Annotated in this window: 20 protein-coding genes; 11 read left to right on the top strand and 9 right to left on the bottom strand. The window is 69.4% G+C overall.

The features are described from left to right. The 3 genes from VV02_RS04565 to VV02_RS04575 all read left to right on the top strand — a co-directional run bounded on the left by VV02_RS04565 (position 1) and on the right by VV02_RS04575 (position 1,995). Positions 1 to 666 (top strand): histidine phosphatase family protein, encoded by a 666-nt coding sequence (locus VV02_RS04565; protein WP_052590184.1) that lies wholly within the window; start codon positions 1 to 3, stop codon positions 664 to 666. A gap of 214 nt (positions 667 to 880) precedes the next feature. Beyond that, a complete protein-coding gene (locus VV02_RS04570) occupies positions 881 to 1,204 on the top strand; it encodes a PadR family transcriptional regulator (protein ID WP_052590185.1) in 324 nt (107 codons plus the stop codon). Beyond that, the gene (locus VV02_RS04575; RefSeq protein WP_052590186.1) at positions 1,201 to 1,995 is read left to right on the top strand and encodes an HAAS signaling domain-containing protein; all 795 of its coding nucleotides are present in this window, start codon (positions 1,201 to 1,203) and stop codon (positions 1,993 to 1,995) included. Before VV02_RS04570 ends, VV02_RS04575 begins: the two co-directional genes overlap by 4 nt. A gap of 93 nt (positions 1,996 to 2,088) precedes the next feature. Here the strand turns inward: VV02_RS04575 and VV02_RS25885 are convergent, their stop codons facing one another. Then, positions 2,089 to 2,262: a CsbD family protein gene (locus VV02_RS25885; protein ID WP_083449907.1), complete on the bottom strand. Its 174-nt coding sequence runs from the start codon at positions 2,260 to 2,262 to the stop codon at positions 2,089 to 2,091. 259 nt (positions 2,263 to 2,521) lie between these two features. Here VV02_RS25885 and phoA point away from each other — a divergent pair, with 259 nt between their 5' ends. Next, positions 2,522 to 3,937, top strand: a complete 1,416-nt coding sequence (phoA, locus tag VV02_RS04580; protein WP_052590187.1) for an alkaline phosphatase — start codon at positions 2,522 to 2,524, stop codon at positions 3,935 to 3,937. Between the two features lie 94 nt (positions 3,938 to 4,031). Here the strand turns inward: phoA and VV02_RS04585 are convergent, their stop codons facing one another. Further along, a complete protein-coding gene (locus VV02_RS04585; RefSeq protein ID WP_052590188.1) occupies positions 4,032 to 5,321 on the bottom strand; it encodes an MFS transporter in 1,290 nt (429 codons plus the stop codon). Between the two features lie 103 nt (positions 5,322 to 5,424). Between VV02_RS04585 and VV02_RS04590 the strand changes: the two genes are divergently transcribed. Beyond that, on the top strand, positions 5,425 to 5,958 hold the full coding sequence (locus tag VV02_RS04590) for a hypothetical protein (RefSeq protein WP_052590189.1): 534 nt from the start codon (positions 5,425 to 5,427) through the stop codon (positions 5,956 to 5,958). A 2-nt stretch (positions 5,959 to 5,960) separates the two neighbouring features. After that, a complete protein-coding gene (locus VV02_RS04595; RefSeq protein ID WP_052590190.1) occupies positions 5,961 to 6,200 on the top strand; it encodes a hypothetical protein in 240 nt (79 codons plus the stop codon). A 40-nt stretch (positions 6,201 to 6,240) separates the two neighbouring features. Here VV02_RS04595 and VV02_RS04600 read toward each other — a convergent pair whose 3' ends face one another. Further along, positions 6,241 to 6,693: a MarR family winged helix-turn-helix transcriptional regulator gene (locus VV02_RS04600; RefSeq protein WP_052590191.1), complete on the bottom strand. Its 453-nt coding sequence runs from the start codon at positions 6,691 to 6,693 to the stop codon at positions 6,241 to 6,243. 126 nt (positions 6,694 to 6,819) lie between these two features. Here VV02_RS04600 and VV02_RS04605 point away from each other — a divergent pair, with 126 nt between their 5' ends. Next, positions 6,820 to 8,007: an MFS transporter gene (locus VV02_RS04605; RefSeq protein WP_052590192.1), complete on the top strand. Its 1,188-nt coding sequence runs from the start codon at positions 6,820 to 6,822 to the stop codon at positions 8,005 to 8,007. A gap of 217 nt (positions 8,008 to 8,224) precedes the next feature. On the opposite strand, the gene VV02_RS04610 is transcribed toward VV02_RS04605, so the two are convergent. Then, entirely contained in the window at positions 8,225 to 8,824 is a 600-nt protein-coding gene (locus tag VV02_RS04610) for a TetR/AcrR family transcriptional regulator (protein WP_052590193.1), read from the bottom strand. Between the two features lie 84 nt (positions 8,825 to 8,908). Between VV02_RS04610 and VV02_RS04615 the strand changes: the two genes are divergently transcribed. Then, entirely contained in the window at positions 8,909 to 9,493 is a 585-nt protein-coding gene (locus VV02_RS04615; RefSeq protein ID WP_218917345.1) for a GNAT family N-acetyltransferase, read from the top strand. Between the two features lie 6 nt (positions 9,494 to 9,499). Here the strand turns inward: VV02_RS04615 and VV02_RS04620 are convergent, their stop codons facing one another. Together VV02_RS04620 and VV02_RS04625 are read right to left on the bottom strand one after the other, a co-directional pair. Next, positions 9,500 to 10,195 (bottom strand): alpha/beta hydrolase, encoded by a 696-nt coding sequence (locus tag VV02_RS04620; RefSeq protein WP_052590194.1) that lies wholly within the window; start codon positions 10,193 to 10,195, stop codon positions 9,500 to 9,502. Between the two features lie 83 nt (positions 10,196 to 10,278). Then, entirely contained in the window at positions 10,279 to 11,283 is a 1,005-nt protein-coding gene (locus VV02_RS04625; protein WP_052590195.1) for a cation diffusion facilitator family transporter, read from the bottom strand. Positions 11,284 to 11,323: 40 nt separating this feature from the next. Between VV02_RS04625 and VV02_RS04630 the strand changes: the two genes are divergently transcribed. Continuing rightward, a complete protein-coding gene (locus tag VV02_RS04630; protein ID WP_052596551.1) occupies positions 11,324 to 12,103 on the top strand; it encodes a fructosamine kinase family protein in 780 nt (259 codons plus the stop codon). Between the two features lie 63 nt (positions 12,104 to 12,166). Here the strand turns inward: VV02_RS04630 and VV02_RS04635 are convergent, their stop codons facing one another. Next, a complete protein-coding gene (locus VV02_RS04635; protein ID WP_052590196.1) occupies positions 12,167 to 13,684 on the bottom strand; it encodes a fatty acyl-CoA synthetase in 1,518 nt (505 codons plus the stop codon). Positions 13,685 to 13,873: 189 nt separating this feature from the next. Between VV02_RS04635 and VV02_RS04640 the strand changes: the two genes are divergently transcribed. After that, on the top strand, positions 13,874 to 14,164 hold the full coding sequence (locus VV02_RS04640) for a YciI family protein (protein WP_052590197.1): 291 nt from the start codon (positions 13,874 to 13,876) through the stop codon (positions 14,162 to 14,164). Positions 14,165 to 14,200: 36 nt separating this feature from the next. Here the strand turns inward: VV02_RS04640 and VV02_RS04645 are convergent, their stop codons facing one another. Together VV02_RS04645 and VV02_RS04650 are read right to left on the bottom strand one after the other, a co-directional pair. Continuing rightward, positions 14,201 to 14,869, bottom strand: coding sequence for a phosphotransferase (locus VV02_RS04645; RefSeq protein WP_052590198.1), 669 nt, complete (start codon positions 14,867 to 14,869; stop codon positions 14,201 to 14,203). Positions 14,870 to 14,930: 61 nt separating this feature from the next. Next, a complete protein-coding gene (locus VV02_RS04650) occupies positions 14,931 to 15,719 on the bottom strand; it encodes an LLM class flavin-dependent oxidoreductase (protein WP_052590199.1) in 789 nt (262 codons plus the stop codon). A 51-nt stretch (positions 15,720 to 15,770) separates the two neighbouring features. Between VV02_RS04650 and VV02_RS04655 the strand changes: the two genes are divergently transcribed. Beyond that, on the top strand, positions 15,771 to 16,712 hold the full coding sequence (locus VV02_RS04655; RefSeq protein WP_052590200.1) for an alpha/beta fold hydrolase: 942 nt from the start codon (positions 15,771 to 15,773) through the stop codon (positions 16,710 to 16,712). Position 16,713: the final 1 nt, after the last annotated feature.

Below are 16,713 nucleotides of genomic sequence, written 5' to 3' on the forward strand. Positions count from 1 at the left end.
ATGCGCCTGCTGCTGATCCGTCACGGCCAGACGCCCGCCAACGTTGCGGGCTCGCTCGACACGACGCTGCCTGGACCCGGGCTGACCGAGCTCGGGCAGGCCCAGGCCGACGCGATCCCCGAGGCGCTGGCCGGCGACGACATCGGAGCGGTCTTCGCCTCCCGTGCGCTGCGTGCCCGGGAGACCGCGGCGCCGCTGGCACGCGCGACCGGCGTACCCGTCCTCGAGCTGTCCGGTATGCACGAGATCCAGGCGGGCGACGTCGAGAAGCGCACCGACCAGGACAGCATCGACGCCTACCTCAAGGCCATGTGGCAGTGGACGCACGGTGACCTCGAGGCGCGGATGCCCGGCGGGGAGACCGGTGTCGACGTGCTGGCCCGCGTCGACGCATCGTTGCTTGAGGTCGAGGCTGCGGGTGCCGACGTCGCTGCGGTCGTGAGTCACGGTGCGCTGATCCGGGTCTGGACGACGATCCGCGCGGGCAACCTGGGCGCGGCGTTCGCGCGCAACAACATGCTCGGCAACACGGGAGTCGTTGTCGTTGAAGGCAATTCGACGTCCGGCTGGGTCGCGCTGTCGTGGATGGGCTCGCCACTCGGCGGCCCTGGCGTGGACGATGCCGACCCGTACGACGGCCCCACCGGCCACCCCCTCGACGCCTGACGGGCCGCTTCTCGCCCCACCCCGCAACACACATTGACTGGGGCTACACGCATGCGTGTAGCCCCAGTCAATGTGTGTTGGAGAACCGTCTCCGTGTCGCATCGCGCACTACTCTGCAATCTGTACTACCGTGCGGAACGCGGCACTGGGTCGACAGGTCTGGGGGCTGCCCGACCCAGTGCCGGGCACACAGTCCAGGACAGGGAGGAACGTGATGGATACGAGTCAGCTGCTCAAGGGAGTGCTCGACCTCGCCGTGCTCGCCGTGCTGCGGGACGGCGACGGCTACGGCTACGACGTGCTGCGTCGACTGCGCGCGGCCGGCATGGAGGACGTCGCCGACGCGAGCGTCTACGGCACGCTGCGCCGGCTGTACGCGGGTGGCGCACTGACGTCGTACGTCCAGCCCAGCGAGGAGGGCCCGCACCGGAAGTACTACGCGCTCAACGCCACTGGGCGTGACCAGCTGGAGCGCTCGACCAAGACCTGGAACCACTTCGCCGACACCATGTCGGCTCTGCTGAAGGACGCGGCATGAGCACGGCGACCGATGTAGCGGTGAGCTATCAGGAGCGGGTGCGGGCGGCGTTGGCCGACCTGCCGCCGGCCGAGCTCGAAGAGGTGCTCGAGGACGTCGCCGGCCATCTGGATGAGGTGACGCGCGAGCTGGGCGACGGCTCGACGGCCGCGTTGGAGGCGCGGCTCGGTTCACCCGAGGAGTACGCCGCCGAGCTCCGCGCCGCCGCCGACTATCCACCGCCTGCGAGATCTCGACAGTCGTCACATGGCGCGCAGGCGCTGATGTGGGGTGGCATCTCGGTCGGCAGCCTTGTCATCGGCATGTCGTGGATGCTGACTTTGCTCGTCGTCGATGTGGTTTCGGTGTTCTGGATGGGGAGCGCTGTCGTATCGGCGTTCTTGGGTATCGCCGCACTGCGTCGTGGCGATCCACGCATTGTCACGACGACTGCCGCATGGAAGTGGGGAGTCGAAGTAGTCCGGCGCTTCGAGGCAGTCATGCCGGACTGGTTGATCCGTGAGGTCCGCGATGTGGGCCAACCCGTCTGGTGGTGTGTTCGCGGTGCGCTCGGCGGACTCGCGGCGTACCGGGTCCTGTCGGGCAACATCTGGTGGGAGTACGGATCAGTGCGGCTCGTGGCGCCGATCCTGTTCGGGGCAGTGCTGTCCGTCTGGGTGGCCCGCACGTCGCAGCGCGATCGACGCTGGCTTTGGTTCGTCGTTCCCTTCAACGTGGCTGTGGCCCTGACATGCTTCGCGACCGTCTTCCTGCCCAACCTCGGAGTATCCGCCTGGACCGGGCTGGTCTAGTCGGGCTCAGGTTCCAAAGCTGGCCCACGTCGTACGGCACAACGAAGCGCCCCACATCCGGATGAGGTTGTGGGGCGCTCGGCGTGACAGGGACTACTTCTTGAACGTGTCCTTGATGTCCTCGCCGGCGTCCTTGACCGATGACTTGGCCTGGTCGACCTTGCCCTCGGTCTCGAGCTTGGTGTCGCCCTTGGCGCCTCCAAGAGCTTCCTTCGCCTTGCCGACGGCATCCTCGGCGGCGTTCTTGGCCTTGTCGATGAAGCTCATGACGTGCTCCGTTCTGTAGACAACTCTCCCCACTGTGCTCCGGGTGCGCCAAGCACCCCGATGCCGGGGCTAGGTCCTGGGAGGCGCGCGGTCCAGCGCGCGCTGCCCAGGACGTAGGCGAGCGACCCGGGGAGCGACCGCCGCAGGTCGATTTGCCGCCCTCGCGTCGGCAACCGTCCACCTGGCGCCCCCTCGCTGTTCAACGGCAACGGGTTACGTGCGAGCGGCATGACCTGACCCGCACACAGGGAGACCTCACATGAGCACTGCACGACTCCGCCGACGTACGACTCTGGTCGCCGTCGCGGCCGCCGGAACCCTGGTCCTGGCCACCGGGTACGCCGTGGCCGGCCCGGGTGGCGACCTCAGCCAGCCCGGCGGCGCAGCCCGCCTGCACGGCGACCAGACGAAGACCATCAAGCAGGAAGCCAAGAGCGGTGCCGCGCGCAACGTGATCCTGCTGATCGGTGACGGCATGGGCGACTCCGAGATCACCTCGGCCCGCAACTACCAGTACGGCGCGGACGGCTACCTGCCCGGCATGGACCGCCTGCCGCTGACCGGTCAGTACACGACCTTCTCCCTGACCAAGGAGGGCAAGGTCGACTATGTCACCGACTCGGCCGCCTCGGGGACGGGTTGGTCGACCGGCACCAAGTCGTACGACGGCGCCATCGGCGTGGACATCAAGGGCCAGCCGCACGCCACGCTGCTGGAGCTGGCCAAGAAGAACGGCCTGCGTACGGGCAACGTCACCACCGCCGAGATCGAGGACGCCACCCCGGCCGTCCAGGCCGCGCACGTCACGAGCCGCTCCTGCTACGGCCCGGCCGTCACGCTGACGACCTGCCCGACCAACGCACTGGAGAACGGCGGCAAGGGTTCGATCGCCGAGCAGATCATCGCCACCCGTGCGGACGTCACCCTCGGTGGCGGCGCGAAGACGTTCGGCGAGAAGGCCACCGCCGGCAAGTACAAGGGTCTGACGCTGCGCGATCAGGCGCAGTCGCGTGGCTTCCAGCTGCCGACCAACGCCACCGAGCTCAACGCGGTGAAGTCGGCCGACCAGAAGAAACCGGTGCTCGGCCTCTTCTCCGACGGCAACTTCCCGGTCGACTGGGCGGGCCCGGCCGCGACCAAGGACGGCGCCACCAAGCCGGCCGCGCGTTGCACGCCGAACCCGGACCAGCCGGCCACGCAGCCGAAGCTCAAGGCCATGACCACCAAGGCCATCTCGCTGCTGAACAACGCGAAGGGCTCGAGCAAGGGCTTCTTCCTGCAGGTCGAGGGCGCGAGCATCGACAAGCAGGACCACGCCGCCAACGCGTGCGGTCAGATCGGTGAGACCGTCGGCTTCGACGCCGCGGTCAAGTCGGCTCTCGACTTCGCCAAGAAGGACGGCAACACCACGGTCATCGTGACCGCGGACCACGGCCACACCAGCCAGATCGTCGAGACCGGCACCAACACGCCGGGCCTCACCGCGACGCTCCTCACCAACGAGGGCAGCCCGATGACGCTCAGCTACGGCACCGCTCCCGAGGGCGGCTCGCAGGAGCACACGGGCACCCAGGTCCGGATCGCGGCGTACGGCCCGCGTGCGGCCAACGTCGTCGGCCTGACCGACCAGACCGACCTGCACTACACGATCAAGGACGCGCTGCGCCTGCGCTGACCCTTGCTTCGCCCAACGGGTGTACGCCCGCGTCGCATCTGGCGCGGTCGTACACCCGTTGTCTTGAGGCTGGTTCCGGTCCGGCGAGCGTCGCCTACGGGGTGGGGTGCTGGGCGTCGTACCGCAGGAACCCGCGCTGCCAGGAGGCCAACAGCGCTACCGCGATGACACACAGGATGCCGCCGACGATTGCCGCGGCGGCCTCGTTGAAGATCGTCGCGCCGGTGCCCGCCAGCAGATCGCCGAGGCGCGGTCCACCGGCGACGACCACCACGAAGACGCCCTGCAGCCGACCGCGGAGGTGATCGGGCGTCGCGGACTGGAGGATCGTCGTTCGGAAGACGGCTGAGACCGAGTCGCAGGCACCGGCTCCGGCGAGCGCGACGGCTGCCAGCCAGAGGGCCTGGGAGGAGGTGAGTACGCCGCCAGCGCCGGCCACCGCGATCCCGAAGCCCACGATGGACACACCCCACAGCGCCACCGACACCACGACCGCGAGCCCCTGCCGTCGCACGCGGCCGAGCCGCCCGGACACCAGCATCGACACGATGGCGCCGACCGCGACGGCGGCCGACAGGAGACCGACCGTCTTGGCGCCGCCGCCGAACGACAGCACCGCCACAGCAGGGAAGAGTGCGCGCGGCTGAGCGAGGATCATCGCGCAGAAGTCGGCGAGGAACGTCATGCGTACGTTGGGTCGAGTGCCCAGGAATCGCAGCCCGTCGAGCACGGACGAAAGGCCCGGACGGCGTTGCGGCACACCGGTATCCGCGGTCGGGTCGATCTCCGGTGGGATCGGTTCGAGACGCAGCAGCCCCCAGATCGCGAAGGTGAACAGCGCCGCGTCGATGCCGTACGCCAGCACGTAGCCTCCCCAGTCGACGAGGAGTCCGGCCATCAGTGGGCCGACGGTCATGGCGATGTTCATGGCAGCGACAGAGAGTGCGTTGGCGGCCGGGAGGAGCGCCCGGTCGAGGAGCCGCGGATAGATCGCCGAACGCGCCGGGCTGACGACCGCGAAGCCCGCGTTGTAGACGCCCACCAGGACGTAGAGGACGCCGACGTGGGTGTTGTCGAACAGTGCCTGCACCGTGTTGAGCACAGAGACGATCCACAGCACGACGCCGGCGACGAGAGCGACCGTCCGCCGGTCGTGCGCGTCGACGAGCGCGCCGCCGTACAGACCCATGACGACCAGGGGCACCAAGGCACACAGCCCGACCAGGCCGACCGCGAAGGTCGAGCCGGTGATGTCGTACACCTGCAGTCCGATGGCGACGGTCGCGAGCTGAGCACCGATGCCGCTGAGGGTGAAGCCCGTGAAGAGGCGGCGGTAGGACGGGTTGACCCGCAGCGGAGTGATGTCGAGCAGGAGCGGTGCCACATCGCGAGGCTATGCGTCGCCTCAGACGCCGGTGCACCGGGCCGCTTCGCCGGCTGGGCCCGGCTCGGCGCCTAGTATGTGGACCTGCCGACCAGGAGGATTCATGCCCGGCAAGACGAGAGCCTTCACCCACGCGCTGCGGCTCGGGGTGAAGTACGGACCGATGGCCTATGAAGCCGCCAAGTACGGTCGCCGACCGGCGCAGGCCGCGGCTCACGGCTCCCTCAACCGCTTCGGCCTCAAGCGCCAGGCGCTCGCGCACGCGGCGAGCCTGATCAACGGCTCCGCGCTGAGGGTGTTCCACGGCGACAAGCAGGTGTGGGTGGTCTTCACCGGCGAGCTGCCCGTGGGGACCCATCCCAAGATGAACGTCCCGATCGCTCAGCTGCTGCAGCACGCCGACCTCAGTCGGCGCATCCGTCCGCGCGCGGTCGTGCCAGCGGCCCGCACCCTGATGCCCGGCCGGTCGTCTGCGGCTCCCGCGCCGCGGCCGAGCCTCGCCGCCCGGTTGCGGCGCCCGACGATGCGCCGCCCGCACCTGCGCGTCCTGCCTGGGCGAGGCGGCCGTACGACGGCTCCCGCACGCCCCGTGCCCGTCACCTCCGACGTTGCGGACCACGTCCGTCGGGAGGCCTGATCATGTGGGCTTCATCTGCCAAGGTGGCCGCGCTGGAGCACCGCGTCCGGGTGCTCGAGGCTCAGCTCGCGGAGCTCGCGCGAGTCACCGGTACGGAGCTCCCCGCCGGCCTGCCGGTGCCTGATCAGGTGCGCGCACTCGCTGCAGGTGGCAAGCCGATCCAGGCGATCAAGGCGCTGCGGGAGCACTACCCGGGACTGGGTCTGGCTGAGGCGAAGGCTGCGGTCGACAACCTGCGCTGACCCGGGCGACCGGTAGCCGCCAGGAGGGTCTCGCGTCCGCTCAGCGGGTGGGAGCGGGGACTCCGTGCAGGAAGTCGACGAGCGGGGCGAGCTCGGGGAGCTCTTCGGCCTCGCCGAGCGCCTGCTCGAGTGCCTTGTCGTACGTCGGCCGTGTCCGGTCGTACTCCTTGCGTCCCTTGGCCGTCAGCTCGGTATAGATGCCGCGCCGGTCATCGGCGCACAGGACGCGGGTCAGCAGCCCGCGGTCCTCGAGGCGGTTGACCAGGCGCGTGGTGGCGCTGGGGGAGAGGGCCGCCGCGCGGGCCAGCTGGGCCATCCGCATGTGCCAGCCGTCCTGACGTGACAGCGCGTCCAAGACCGTGAACTCGACGACGGACAGCGCGTGCCGGCGCATCAGCTCGCGCTCCAGCGATGTCTCGATGACTGCGTGCAGGGCTGCCAGCGTGCGCCAACCAGTCGCTCGCACCTCGACAGCGTCATCAGCAATACCCATGCGACGACTATAACTCTGATTTGCAATAGACCGCGCATGCAACTAACTTCATGCGTACGCCAGTAGTTGCACACGCGCTTTATCCGCGAGTGCCGCACCTCGTCGTACGAAAGGAAGCGCATCCACATGCCGCTCGGCCTCATCGCCCTCGCTCTCGGGGGCTTCGGCATCGGACTCACGGAGTTCGTCATCGCCGGCCTGCTGTCGTCGGTCGCCGACGACATGGACGTCTCGGTGCCCACTGCGGGCTACCTGATCTCGGGCTATGCGCTGGCGGTCGTCGTCGGTGCCCTCGCGCTCACGCCGATCGTCAACCGCTGGGAGCCCAAGCGCGCCCTGCAGGTGCTGATGGTGCTGTTCACCGTCGGCAACATCGCCTCGGCGCTCGCTCCCGGGTACGCCGCCCTCCTCGGTGGGCGCGTCCTCGCCGCTCTCGCGCACGGCGCGTTCTTCGGGATCGGCTCGGTGCTGGCCGCCTCATTGGTAGCGCCCGAGAAGAAGGCCGGCGCCATCTCGATCATGTTCGGCGGGCTCACGATGGCCAACGTGCTCGGCGTCCCGCTCGGCACGTTCATCGGTCAGCAGTGGGGTTGGCGCGCGACGTTCGCGGTCATTTCCGTCGTCGGCGTTATCGCGCTCGCGGGCATCACCGCACTCGTGCCGGCCGCGGCGGCAGACGCCCCGCGGCCACGCCTGCGCTCCGAGCTGGCAGCGTTCAGCAACCGGCAGGTCTGGTACTCGCTCGGCATGACCGTCCTCGTCTTCGGCGGCATGTTCGGCGCGTTCATGTACATCGAGCCGCTGCTCACGCGCGTCACCGGGTTCGATGAGGGCGCGGTGCCGTGGCTGCTCGTGCTGTTCGGCGTTGGCCTGTTCGTCGGCAACCTGCTCGGTGGCCGCTGGGCCGACCGCGCGCTGACCCGCACCCTCGTCACCCTGACGCTCTCGCTCGGCGTCGTGCTCGTCGCGTTCGCCCTGCTGACGGACAGCAAGGTCGCGTCGGTCGCGCTGCTGATGGCGATGGGCTTCTTCGGGTTCGGCACGGTGCCGGGCCTGCAGATGCGGGTCCTCGATCATGCGTCCGCCGCGCCGACGATGGCGTCCTCGGCCAACATCGCCGCGTTCAACGTCGGCAACTTCCTCGGCGTCTGGATCTCCGGGCTGGCGATCACGGCTGGCTTCGGCTGGGGCTCGCCCCTGTGGGTCGGCAGCGTGTTCGCATTCCTCGGACTGGCGGTGCTGGGACTGGCCGTTCGCTCCGAACGCGCCACCCGGCGTACGCCCGCGCCTGAGCTCGCCACCGCCCGCGCCTGACGCCGCCCGCGCCTGACGCCGCCCGCGCCTGACGCCGCCCGCGCCTGACGCCGCGGGCGGCTCGTCCGCCCCGCGTAGTGGGGCGCAGACTTTTAGACAGGGCCATCGGCAGACTGTGCACTGCCCCACCTCGCGGGGCAGTGCACAGTCTTCGATGACACCCGTTCGCCGACACGCGCCCCAGGTGGTTGGGCATCGTTTGGTTGAGCCGAGCGGCTCAACCAGCGCGACTGGCCAGCTGGGTGCGTACGCCGGTCATGAACAGGTCGAGCCCGCGTGCGAACAGCGCGTCGTCGGCACCCGTGGCGCCCTCGGCGGCGACCGCGCCCATCGTCCACCGGGCGGTCGCCTCGAACGTCTCGCGCGCCTGCGCCTCGGGGAGACCGAGCCGGACGAGCGCGTCAATCTGCGCGCGGGTCAGGGCTGCTCGCGAGCCGTCGCCCTGGTCGCGGCCGGGTGTGGCGGTCGCTTGGATGAGGCCGGCCAGTCCCGGGTGACGTGCATAGAAGGACCGCAGCTCAAGCGTCCCGGCGGTCGTGATGGCGATCCAGTCATCGAGAGTCCGTACGTCGTCGTACGCCTCCCGCTCCGTCTCGAACGAGCCGAAGGCGTGGCGGGCCACCAGCTGAAGGAGCTCGTCCTTGCTGCGCACGTGGTGGTAGAGCGTGGGCGCGCGGACGCCGAGCCGCTGCGCGAGGGAGCGCATCGTGAGCCCGCTCAGCCCGGTCTCGCGGATGACGTCGAGCGCGGCGTCGACGATCGACTGCACGGAGATGCCGACTGCGGCGTGTGATGACGACTCGCGTCGCTCAGCCATGTGTCCCTCCCTCGGAAATCGGGATGACCTTCCGTGTCTAACGCCGTTAGACTACCCGCAGCGGCACACCGACGGAGGTCAGGAATGAGCATGGTGGAGACGACGACCGGGCTGCGCCCGACGTACCCGATCAAGACCGATCGGCTCGACCTGCGACCGCACCGCCGCGAGGACCTCGACGACCTGTACGCCTTCCACTCGCGGCCCGAGGTCGTCCGCTACGTGCCGTGGCCGGTCCGGGACCGCGAGCAGACCCGCGAGGCGCTGGAGAAGAAGCTCGTGCAGGGCGAGCTGGCCGAGGAGGGGCAGTGGCTCGTCCTCGCGATCGAGCTGCGCGAGAGCGGCACCGTGATCGGCGAGGTCCTGCTGAAGTGGGACAGCATCGCCAACCGGCAGGGTGAGCTCGGCTTCGCCCTGCACACCGACTACCAGGGGCAGGGCCTGGCGCGCGAGGCAGCGGAGGCCGTACTCCGCCTGGGCTTCGAGGAGCTCGGCCTGCACCGCATCTGCGCGATCTGCGTCCGCGAGAACGCTGACTCGGCGCGCCTCCTACAGCGGCTCGGCATGCGGCAGGAGGGGCACCTGGTGCACAACACGTTCTTCAAGGGCGAGTGGATCGACGAGCTCGTCTTCGCGATCCGTGAGGACGAGTGGCGTCAGTCCGGTTGATCGGCCCTAGCCGGACACCGCAGCCGCTGCCTCGTCGATCAGGTCGACGACCGGCCCGGGCTGAGACGCCAGCGACGCGTGGCTGGCATCGAGCTCGATGATCTTGCGCGGGTTCATCCGCTGGGCCATGCGCCGCTCGTTGTCCGGGTCGATCATCCGGTCCTGCGTCGAGACCTGGTACCAGCTCGGCTTGTTCTTCCAGGCGGGCGCCGTCACGTTGTCGCCGAAGGTCGAGGCGAGCGGCGCCTTCTGGGTGACCGCCATGACCAGGCTCTCCGATGGGTCGAGGTCCTGGCTGAAGCTCTCGTGGAACAGGTCCGGCTTGACCCACAGATAACCGTCGGAGTCGGGCGCCAGATTGGCGATCGCGGCCGGCGGGTGCTCCTGGCTGATCTGGCCGGGGCTCTCGCCGGCGTCGGGTGCGAAGGCGGCGATGTAGACGAGCCCGACGACGTTCGGGAGGTCACCGGCCTCGGTGATGACCGCGCCGCCGTAGGAGTGACCGACCAGCAGCACCGGCCCGTCCACCTGGGCGACCATCTTGCGGGTGCGCTCTGCGTCGTCCGCCAGCGACGTCAGGGGGTTCTCCACCGCGTGGATCGAGGAGTAGCCACGTCCGTTGAGCTCGACGATGACTTTCGCCCAGTGGGCCGCACCTCCCCAGAAACCATGAACCAGAACGATGGTGGGTTTGGTGGGCATGTCGTTCCCTTCTGAGCACCGGCGCATCGGGACGTACCTGTGGCCAGGCTACGTCCGCGACGAGCCGCTGACGGGAGGAACCCTCAGGCCGGGTGAGCGCCGCCGACCAGACCTTCGGGGACGAGTGGCGGGTCGTCGGGCAGGGACAGCGACAGCACCGCGGCCTGAATCATCGAGTGGCCCTCGATCGCGTCCTCGACCTGCTGCAGGCGGACTGCAAGGGCAGCCTCGTCGGCATTGCCGGTCAGGTCGACAGCCGCAACGACGAAAAGCCGCTCTGGCCCTACGAATTCGAGGTGCAAGTAGGTGACGCGCTCGACCTCCGGGTGGGCCAGGATCGCCGTGAGCGCGCGGTCGCGGGTGGCCCCACCGATCGCCTCGCCCACCAGGAATGAGCGGTTCCGCTCGACCAGGAAGATGGCGACTGCGGCGAGTACGACGCCGACCACGATGGAGCCGATCGCGTCCCAGACAGCGTCGCCGGTGACCTGGTGGAGCCAGACGCCCAGCGCCGCGATGATCAGGCCGGTCAGCGCAGCCGCGTCCTCGAGGAAGACCGCCCGGAGCGTCGGGTTGGACGTGCGGTTGATGAAGCGCAGCGGGTGCAGGCCGGCCGCGGCCGCCTTGCCGCGCGTCTGCCGGGTGGCCTGGAAGAACGAGACGCTCTCGAGCACGAACGCGATGCCCAGCACCACGTAGTTGATGACATAGCTGTCCGGAGACTCGTCCGAGCCGAGCTCCTGGATGCCATGCACGATCGACACACCGGCACCGGCGGTCAACAGGCCGACGGCCGCGAACAGCGACCAGACGTACGCCTCCTTGCCGTATCCCAACGGGCGCTTGGCGTCGCTGGGGCGGGCGCTGCGGCGCTCCGCAACGATCAGGAACACCTCGTTGCCGGCGTCCGCCCAGGAGTGCGCGGCCTCCGCAACCATCGACGCAGACCCGGTGATCGCGGCCGCGATCGACTTCGCGATGGCGATGAGCAGGTTGGCGACGAACGCGATCACCACGGTCAGCATGCTCTCGCCACCGGAGGGCTCGGCGGCTTCGACGGCCTCGTCCGGTGCCGTGGATTCGCTCATGCTGGCCAACCTAGACCGCACCTCACGCAGAATGGCTCCCATGCCGTACGCCGATGCCTCCTCGTTCGTGAAGGCCTCGTCGTTGGCGCCCGACGGCTACTTCGCCTGGGAAGCCGCCGGCCTGCGCTGGCTCGCCGCCGCCGACGGTGTCCCTGCGGTCGAGGTGTTGGAGACGCATGCGGATCGCCTTGTGCTGCAACGCATCCAGGCGACAGCCCCTTCGATGGCCGGGGCCGAGGCGCTCGGCCGAGGACTGGCACGTACGCACCTGGCCGGGGCGCCGGCGTACGGCTCAGGTCCCGATGGCTGGGAGGGCGACGGATGGCTGGGGCCGTTGAGCGAGCCGTTGCCGCTGCTGCTGGGCGCGTACGAGAGCTGGGGCGAGATGTACGCCGACCTGCGGCTCTCCCCGCTCGTGGCCGAGGGCGTACGACGGGGTGCGTTCTCCGCCGACGACCAGCGTGACGTCGAGCGGCTCTCGGACCGGCTCCGCGATGGCGACTACGACACCGGCGAAGCGCCCGCGCGGCTGCACGGCGACCTATGGTCCGGCAACGTGATGTGGACACCCGATGGCGCGGTCGTGATCGATCCGGCCGCGCATGGTGGCCACCGCGAGGCCGATCTGGCGATGCTCACGATGTTCGGCGGGCCGCACCTCGACCGCATCGTGGCGGCATACGACGAGGAGTCGCCGCTGGTTGATGAATGGCGAGATCGGTTGCAGCTGCATCGAATTCACCCGTTGCTGCTGCATGCGGTGATCTTCGGCGGCGGCTACATCGGCCAAGCCATGGCCGCCGTCCGCGCCTACCTCTGACCCATCGCCGGTCGAGTAGGCGAGGAACGAGCCGTATCGAGACCCGCCTCGCTACTCGACCGGCTATTCGTCGCGGAGCTCGCGCTTGAGGATCTTGCCGGAGGCGTTGCGCGGCAGGTCGTCGATGAAGTGGATCTCCTTCGGCACCTTGAAGCCGGCCAGTGCCGTACGCGCGTGCGCGGTGAGAGTCTCGGCGTCCACCGTGGCGTCCGGCTGGCGTACGACGTAGGCCGTGACCTTCTCCATCCACTTCTCGTCCGGTGTGCCGACGACGGCGACCTGCGCGACGCCCGGGTGGCTGTAGAGCGCGTCCTCGATCTCGCGCGATGCGACGAGGACGCCGCCGGTGTTGATGACGTCCTTGATGCGGTCGACGACGACGATGTAGCCGGCGTCGTCGCGGCGGACCAGGTCGCCCGAGTGGAACCAGCCGTCCTTGAACGCCTCGGCCGTCGCGTCCGGCTTGTCCCAGTAGCCGTCACACAGCTGTGGTGAGCGATAGACGATCTCGCCGAGCTCGCCGGCCGGTACGTCCTGGCCGTCACCATCGACGACGCGAGCCTCGACGAACAGCACCGGGCGGCCGGCGCTGTCGGGACGATCCGCATGCTCTTCGGGGCGCAAAACCGTTGCCAGCGGGGCGATCTCGGACTGCCCGAAGCAGTTGTAGAACCCGACCGACGGCGCCTTGTCCTGCCACTTCGCGAGCACGGGGCCAGGCATGATGGACGCGCCGTAGTACGCCTTGGCGAGCCCACCGAACGAAAGGGCTTCGAACGACGGGTGATTGGCCATGGCGACCCACAGGGTGGGCGCCGCGAAGAACGAGCAGTGACCGTCCTCGGCGAGCCGACGCAGCACGTCGCCGGGCTCGGGCGTCTCCAAGATCGTGTTGAGCTGGCCCACCATGAGGCCCGGCAGGATGAAGACGTGCATCTGCGCCGAGTGGTATAGCGGCATCACGTGCAGCGGCGCATCGTCGGGCCCGAGGTCCAAAGCTGTGAGGCACGAGACGTATTCGTGGACCAGGGCGCGGTGCGACATGATCGCGCCCTTGGGCTTCGACGTCGTCCCCGACGTGTAGAGGAGCTGCGCGGTATCGCTGTCCTGCACCTCGACCCCGACCGTCGCTTCTCTCTCCGCCAGGGCAATGTCCACCAGCGAGTCGGCACCGTCGCGCAACAGGAGTACCGAATCAGGCTGGTGCTCAAGGGTTTTCAGGTTGCCTGCGAGCGCTGGGTCGGCGAGGACGACGGAGCTGCCGGACTGGTCGACAAGGTAGTCCAGCTCCGATCCGGTCAGGTTGTAGTTCATCGGCACGTGCACGAGACCCGCACGCGCGCAGGCCAGGAACGCGATCAGGTAGGCGTCGGAGTTCTTGCCGTACGCCGCCACCCGGGCGCCAGGTTCGAGTCCCGTCCCGAGCAGATGGGCAGCGACACGCGTGACGGCGGCGTCGAGGCCGGCGTACGTCCAGTCGCGGTCCTGGAAGCGAACGGCCACGCGATCGCCGAAGGTGGCGGCAGCTCGGCGTACGACATCGGACACGGTGCTGCTGCGGAGCTGGACGGGCTCGGACATGGGTGACTCCTCGGGCGAGAGCGGCTCGGGACAAGGCGTACCACGACACCGCCCCGACTACCCCGCCGAACTGCTCACTTCCTCGGGTGAGATGGCCCGTCATTCCACCCAGGGAAGTGAGCGCATTGGCGGGGTAGTGCGATGGCCGGGGGCGGTCTCGTACTAGCCACCCGCCGTACGATCGCGGCTATGGCGATCTTCACGGTCCAGTACACCTACACCGACGACGATGCAGGTCGCGACAAGCTCCGCGCCGAGCATCGCGAGTACCTCAGCGGGCAGGAGGGTGTTCTGCTGTCGGGGCCCTACCTCGACTACCCGGCCGGCGCGCTCATCGTCGTGCGGGCCGAGGACGAGGACGCGCTCAACACCGTGATGGACGCCGACCCGTTCTACCGCGAGCAGCTGGTCGCGGAGCGCGTCGTGCGCGAGTACAAGCCGGTCCTCGGCCGTCAGTCCGCAGGCTTCATCGAGGAGTAACAGCATCGAGGACGGACGGGCGTCGTACGCCTGAGCTCACCCGCCGAGGAGCGCCGCGGCCTGGGTGAGGCGGTCGAGCTCGTCCGCGGTCATGTTCGGATCCGCGGAGCGGTAGGCGACGGCAAGGTCCCGCTCGGGCAGCGGTCCGACCGCAGCCAGGAACGGGTCGAACAGCTCACGCGCCGCGGCGCCCATGTCGACGAACTCGCCGTTGACGACCTGGGCGAGGATCAGTGCCGAGACCGCGCGGTCCAGGCCGGGCGGGCCGCTGCGGGCGTTGCACCAGTCGATGACGACCGGTCCGCCCGGCGTGATCAGCACGTTGAGTGGGTGCAGGTCGAGGTGGAGTACCGCGTCGCCGGCGGCCGGCTCCCCATCGACTCGCTCGACCGGGCCCAACCCCGGTGGCGGCGCGATCGCGTGCAGGCGGTGCAGCAGATCGGCGAGCATCTCGGCCGCGGCGGCGGGGGAGAGGGACCCGTCGAGGATGGCCTCCATCATCGTGGGCCCGTCGACGCGATCCATCACGATGTCCGGGCCGTCGGTGTCGTAGACGGTGGGCACCGGATAGCCCGCGGTGGCCACGTGTCGCATGACCACGGCCTCAGCCGTCGCGTCCTGGTGCTCGTCGCGATAACGCCGCAGCACGCGGCCGACCTCGACCTCGAACACGTCGGCGTCCCGTCCGGAGGCCAGCAGTCGCATTCCGGTGACTCTAGACCTGGTGGCACCGCCCCACGCGGCTGTCAGCGGGACGGGCCCGTTGTCAGCGGGACAGGGCGGCGATGAGCGGTCCCGGATCGGGATGCTGCGACGTGCACTGCAGGATGACCGTGCCCGCGCCCGCCGAGGCGAGCTCGGCGATCAGCTCCCGGGCACGGTCGCCGAGGGCGGGGATGTTGGGTTCGATCTCCGCGAAGGCGATGACCCGCGGTGCCGGTCGGCCTGCGGCCTGCGCGGCTTCCGCGACGCGTACGGCCTCCGCGGCGACGTACTCCGGGGTGACGAGCCAGGCATCCAGCAGTACGCCGTCGCCCACCTCACCCGCGAGCGCGACGGTCTTCGGCCCCCGCGCGCCGACGATGACCGGCGGGACCTGCTCCGGCGGCCAGTCCAGTTTCACGTCCTGGAGCTGGACGTACCGACCGGCCACGCTGACGGTCTCGCCGTGCAGCAGCCGGCGTACGGCGTCGGTGTACTCGCGCAGCAACGTCATGGGCGAGGCGGCACGCGCGCCGACCTGTCCCATCCAGTCGAGGACACCGTGCCCCAGGGCCGGAGTGAACCGGCCGGGGAACAGCCGCGCGAGGGTCGCGATCTCCATGGCGGTGAGGGCGGGGTTGCGCAGTGGTACCGGCAGCAGGCCGATCCCGACCGTGAGCCGTTCGCTCCACGCGAGCGCCGCAGCGGAGGTGGTGAGCCCGCCTTCGAGGAAGCAGTCCTCCCACAGCCACAGCTCGTCGATGCCGGCCTCGTCGGCCGCCTCGACGGTTTCGCGCAGCTCCTCCGGCGGCGACTGCGGACGGAACACGACACCCACGCGTACATCGGCCATGTTCGCCACGCTACGGGGCGCCGCGGGCCGGCGACCGCGTATTTTGGGCGAGTGACTGCGAACGAACCGGACCGGCTGCCGACTCAGTGGATCGATCTCGATGGCACCCGCGTGCACTATGTCGAGGCTCCCGGCCCGGCCGACGGACCGACCTTCGTCATGGTGCACGGGCTCGGCGGCTCGCTCCTCGACTGGGACTCGCTGGTGCCGCTGCTTGCGCAACGCGGCCACGTGTACGCCGTCGACCTCGGCGGTCACGGCCTGACCGAGGTCGAACCCGAGCGGGCGACCGTCCAGGGCAATCGGGCACTGCTGGACCGCTTCCTGCGTACGGTCGTGGGCCGGCCGGCCGTGCTTGTCGGCAACTCGATGGGCGGGCTGGTGTCCTCGCTGCAGGCGGGCGCCGCACCTGGCACCGTCTCGGGTCTCGTTCTCGTGGACCCCGTGCTACCGATGTCGCCGAAGGCGCCCTCGCACCCACTCGTGGCGGTCGCGTTCGGGATCTATGCCGTCCCGCCGCTCGGCCGCTGGTTCCTCAACGACCGCTCCAGCAAGATCCCACCCGAGCAGCTCGCTCACGAGGTGTTCAAGCTGGTGACCGCTCATGTCGAGAAGGTGCCGGCCTGGCTGATCGACCGGCACGTCGAGCTGTCGCGGCAGCGTCAGAGCTCGCTCACCAGCAACGACGCCTTCCTGGTCGCCGCCCGATCGATCCTGATGACGGCGGGAGTCCGGCGGCAGACGTACGAACGAGATCTCGCGCGCATCCTGCATCCGGTGCTGCTCGTCCACGGCGACCGCGACCGGCTGGTCAACGTGGCTGCGGCTCGTCGGCTCGCGCAGTGGCGTTCGACCTGGACCTACGCTGAGGGCGCGGACATGGGTCATTGCCCGATGTTCGAGGAGCCCGAATGGGTGGCAGAGCAGGTGGATGAGTGGCTCGCGCTTCACCCCGAGATCGCCCGCAAGTCCGCCTGGAAAGCCGCATCCTGAG

The sequence above is a fragment of the Luteipulveratus mongoliensis genome (assembly GCF_001190945.1).
GTDB lineage: Bacteria > Actinomycetota > Actinomycetes > Actinomycetales > Dermatophilaceae > Luteipulveratus > Luteipulveratus mongoliensis.

What these genes read in the sequence shown, in the direction of transcription:
- VV02_RS04565 (WP_052590184.1), top strand. Translation starts at nt 1, where the DNA reads ATGCGCCTGCTGCTGATCCGTCACGGCCAGACGCCCGCCAACGTTGCG.
- VV02_RS04570 (WP_052590185.1), top strand. Translation starts at nt 881, where the DNA reads ATGGATACGAGTCAGCTGCTCAAGGGAGTGCTCGACCTCGCCGTGCTC.
- VV02_RS04575 (WP_052590186.1), top strand. Translation starts at nt 1,201, where the DNA reads ATGAGCACGGCGACCGATGTAGCGGTGAGCTATCAGGAGCGGGTGCGG.
- VV02_RS25885 (WP_083449907.1), bottom strand. Translation starts at nt 2,262, where the DNA reads ATGAGCTTCATCGACAAGGCCAAGAACGCCGCCGAGGATGCCGTCGGC.
- phoA (WP_052590187.1), top strand. Translation starts at nt 2,522, where the DNA reads ATGAGCACTGCACGACTCCGCCGACGTACGACTCTGGTCGCCGTCGCG.
- VV02_RS04590 (WP_052590189.1), top strand. Translation starts at nt 5,425, where the DNA reads ATGCCCGGCAAGACGAGAGCCTTCACCCACGCGCTGCGGCTCGGGGTG.
- VV02_RS04595 (WP_052590190.1), top strand. Translation starts at nt 5,961, where the DNA reads ATGTGGGCTTCATCTGCCAAGGTGGCCGCGCTGGAGCACCGCGTCCGG.
- VV02_RS04600 (WP_052590191.1), bottom strand. Translation starts at nt 6,693, where the DNA reads ATGGGTATTGCTGATGACGCTGTCGAGGTGCGAGCGACTGGTTGGCGC.
- VV02_RS04605 (WP_052590192.1), top strand. Translation starts at nt 6,820, where the DNA reads ATGCCGCTCGGCCTCATCGCCCTCGCTCTCGGGGGCTTCGGCATCGGA.
- VV02_RS04610 (WP_052590193.1), bottom strand. Translation starts at nt 8,824, where the DNA reads ATGGCTGAGCGACGCGAGTCGTCATCACACGCCGCAGTCGGCATCTCC.
- VV02_RS04615 (WP_218917345.1), top strand. Translation starts at nt 8,909, where the DNA reads ATGAGCATGGTGGAGACGACGACCGGGCTGCGCCCGACGTACCCGATC.
- VV02_RS04620 (WP_052590194.1), bottom strand. Translation starts at nt 10,195, where the DNA reads ATGCCCACCAAACCCACCATCGTTCTGGTTCATGGTTTCTGGGGAGGT.
- VV02_RS04625 (WP_052590195.1), bottom strand. Translation starts at nt 11,283, where the DNA reads ATGAGCGAATCCACGGCACCGGACGAGGCCGTCGAAGCCGCCGAGCCC.
- VV02_RS04630 (WP_052596551.1), top strand. Translation starts at nt 11,324, where the DNA reads ATGCCGTACGCCGATGCCTCCTCGTTCGTGAAGGCCTCGTCGTTGGCG.
- VV02_RS04635 (WP_052590196.1), bottom strand. Translation starts at nt 13,684, where the DNA reads ATGTCCGAGCCCGTCCAGCTCCGCAGCAGCACCGTGTCCGATGTCGTA.
- VV02_RS04640 (WP_052590197.1), top strand. Translation starts at nt 13,874, where the DNA reads ATGGCGATCTTCACGGTCCAGTACACCTACACCGACGACGATGCAGGT.
- VV02_RS04645 (WP_052590198.1), bottom strand. Translation starts at nt 14,869, where the DNA reads ATGCGACTGCTGGCCTCCGGACGGGACGCCGACGTGTTCGAGGTCGAG.
- VV02_RS04650 (WP_052590199.1), bottom strand. Translation starts at nt 15,719, where the DNA reads ATGGCCGATGTACGCGTGGGTGTCGTGTTCCGTCCGCAGTCGCCGCCG.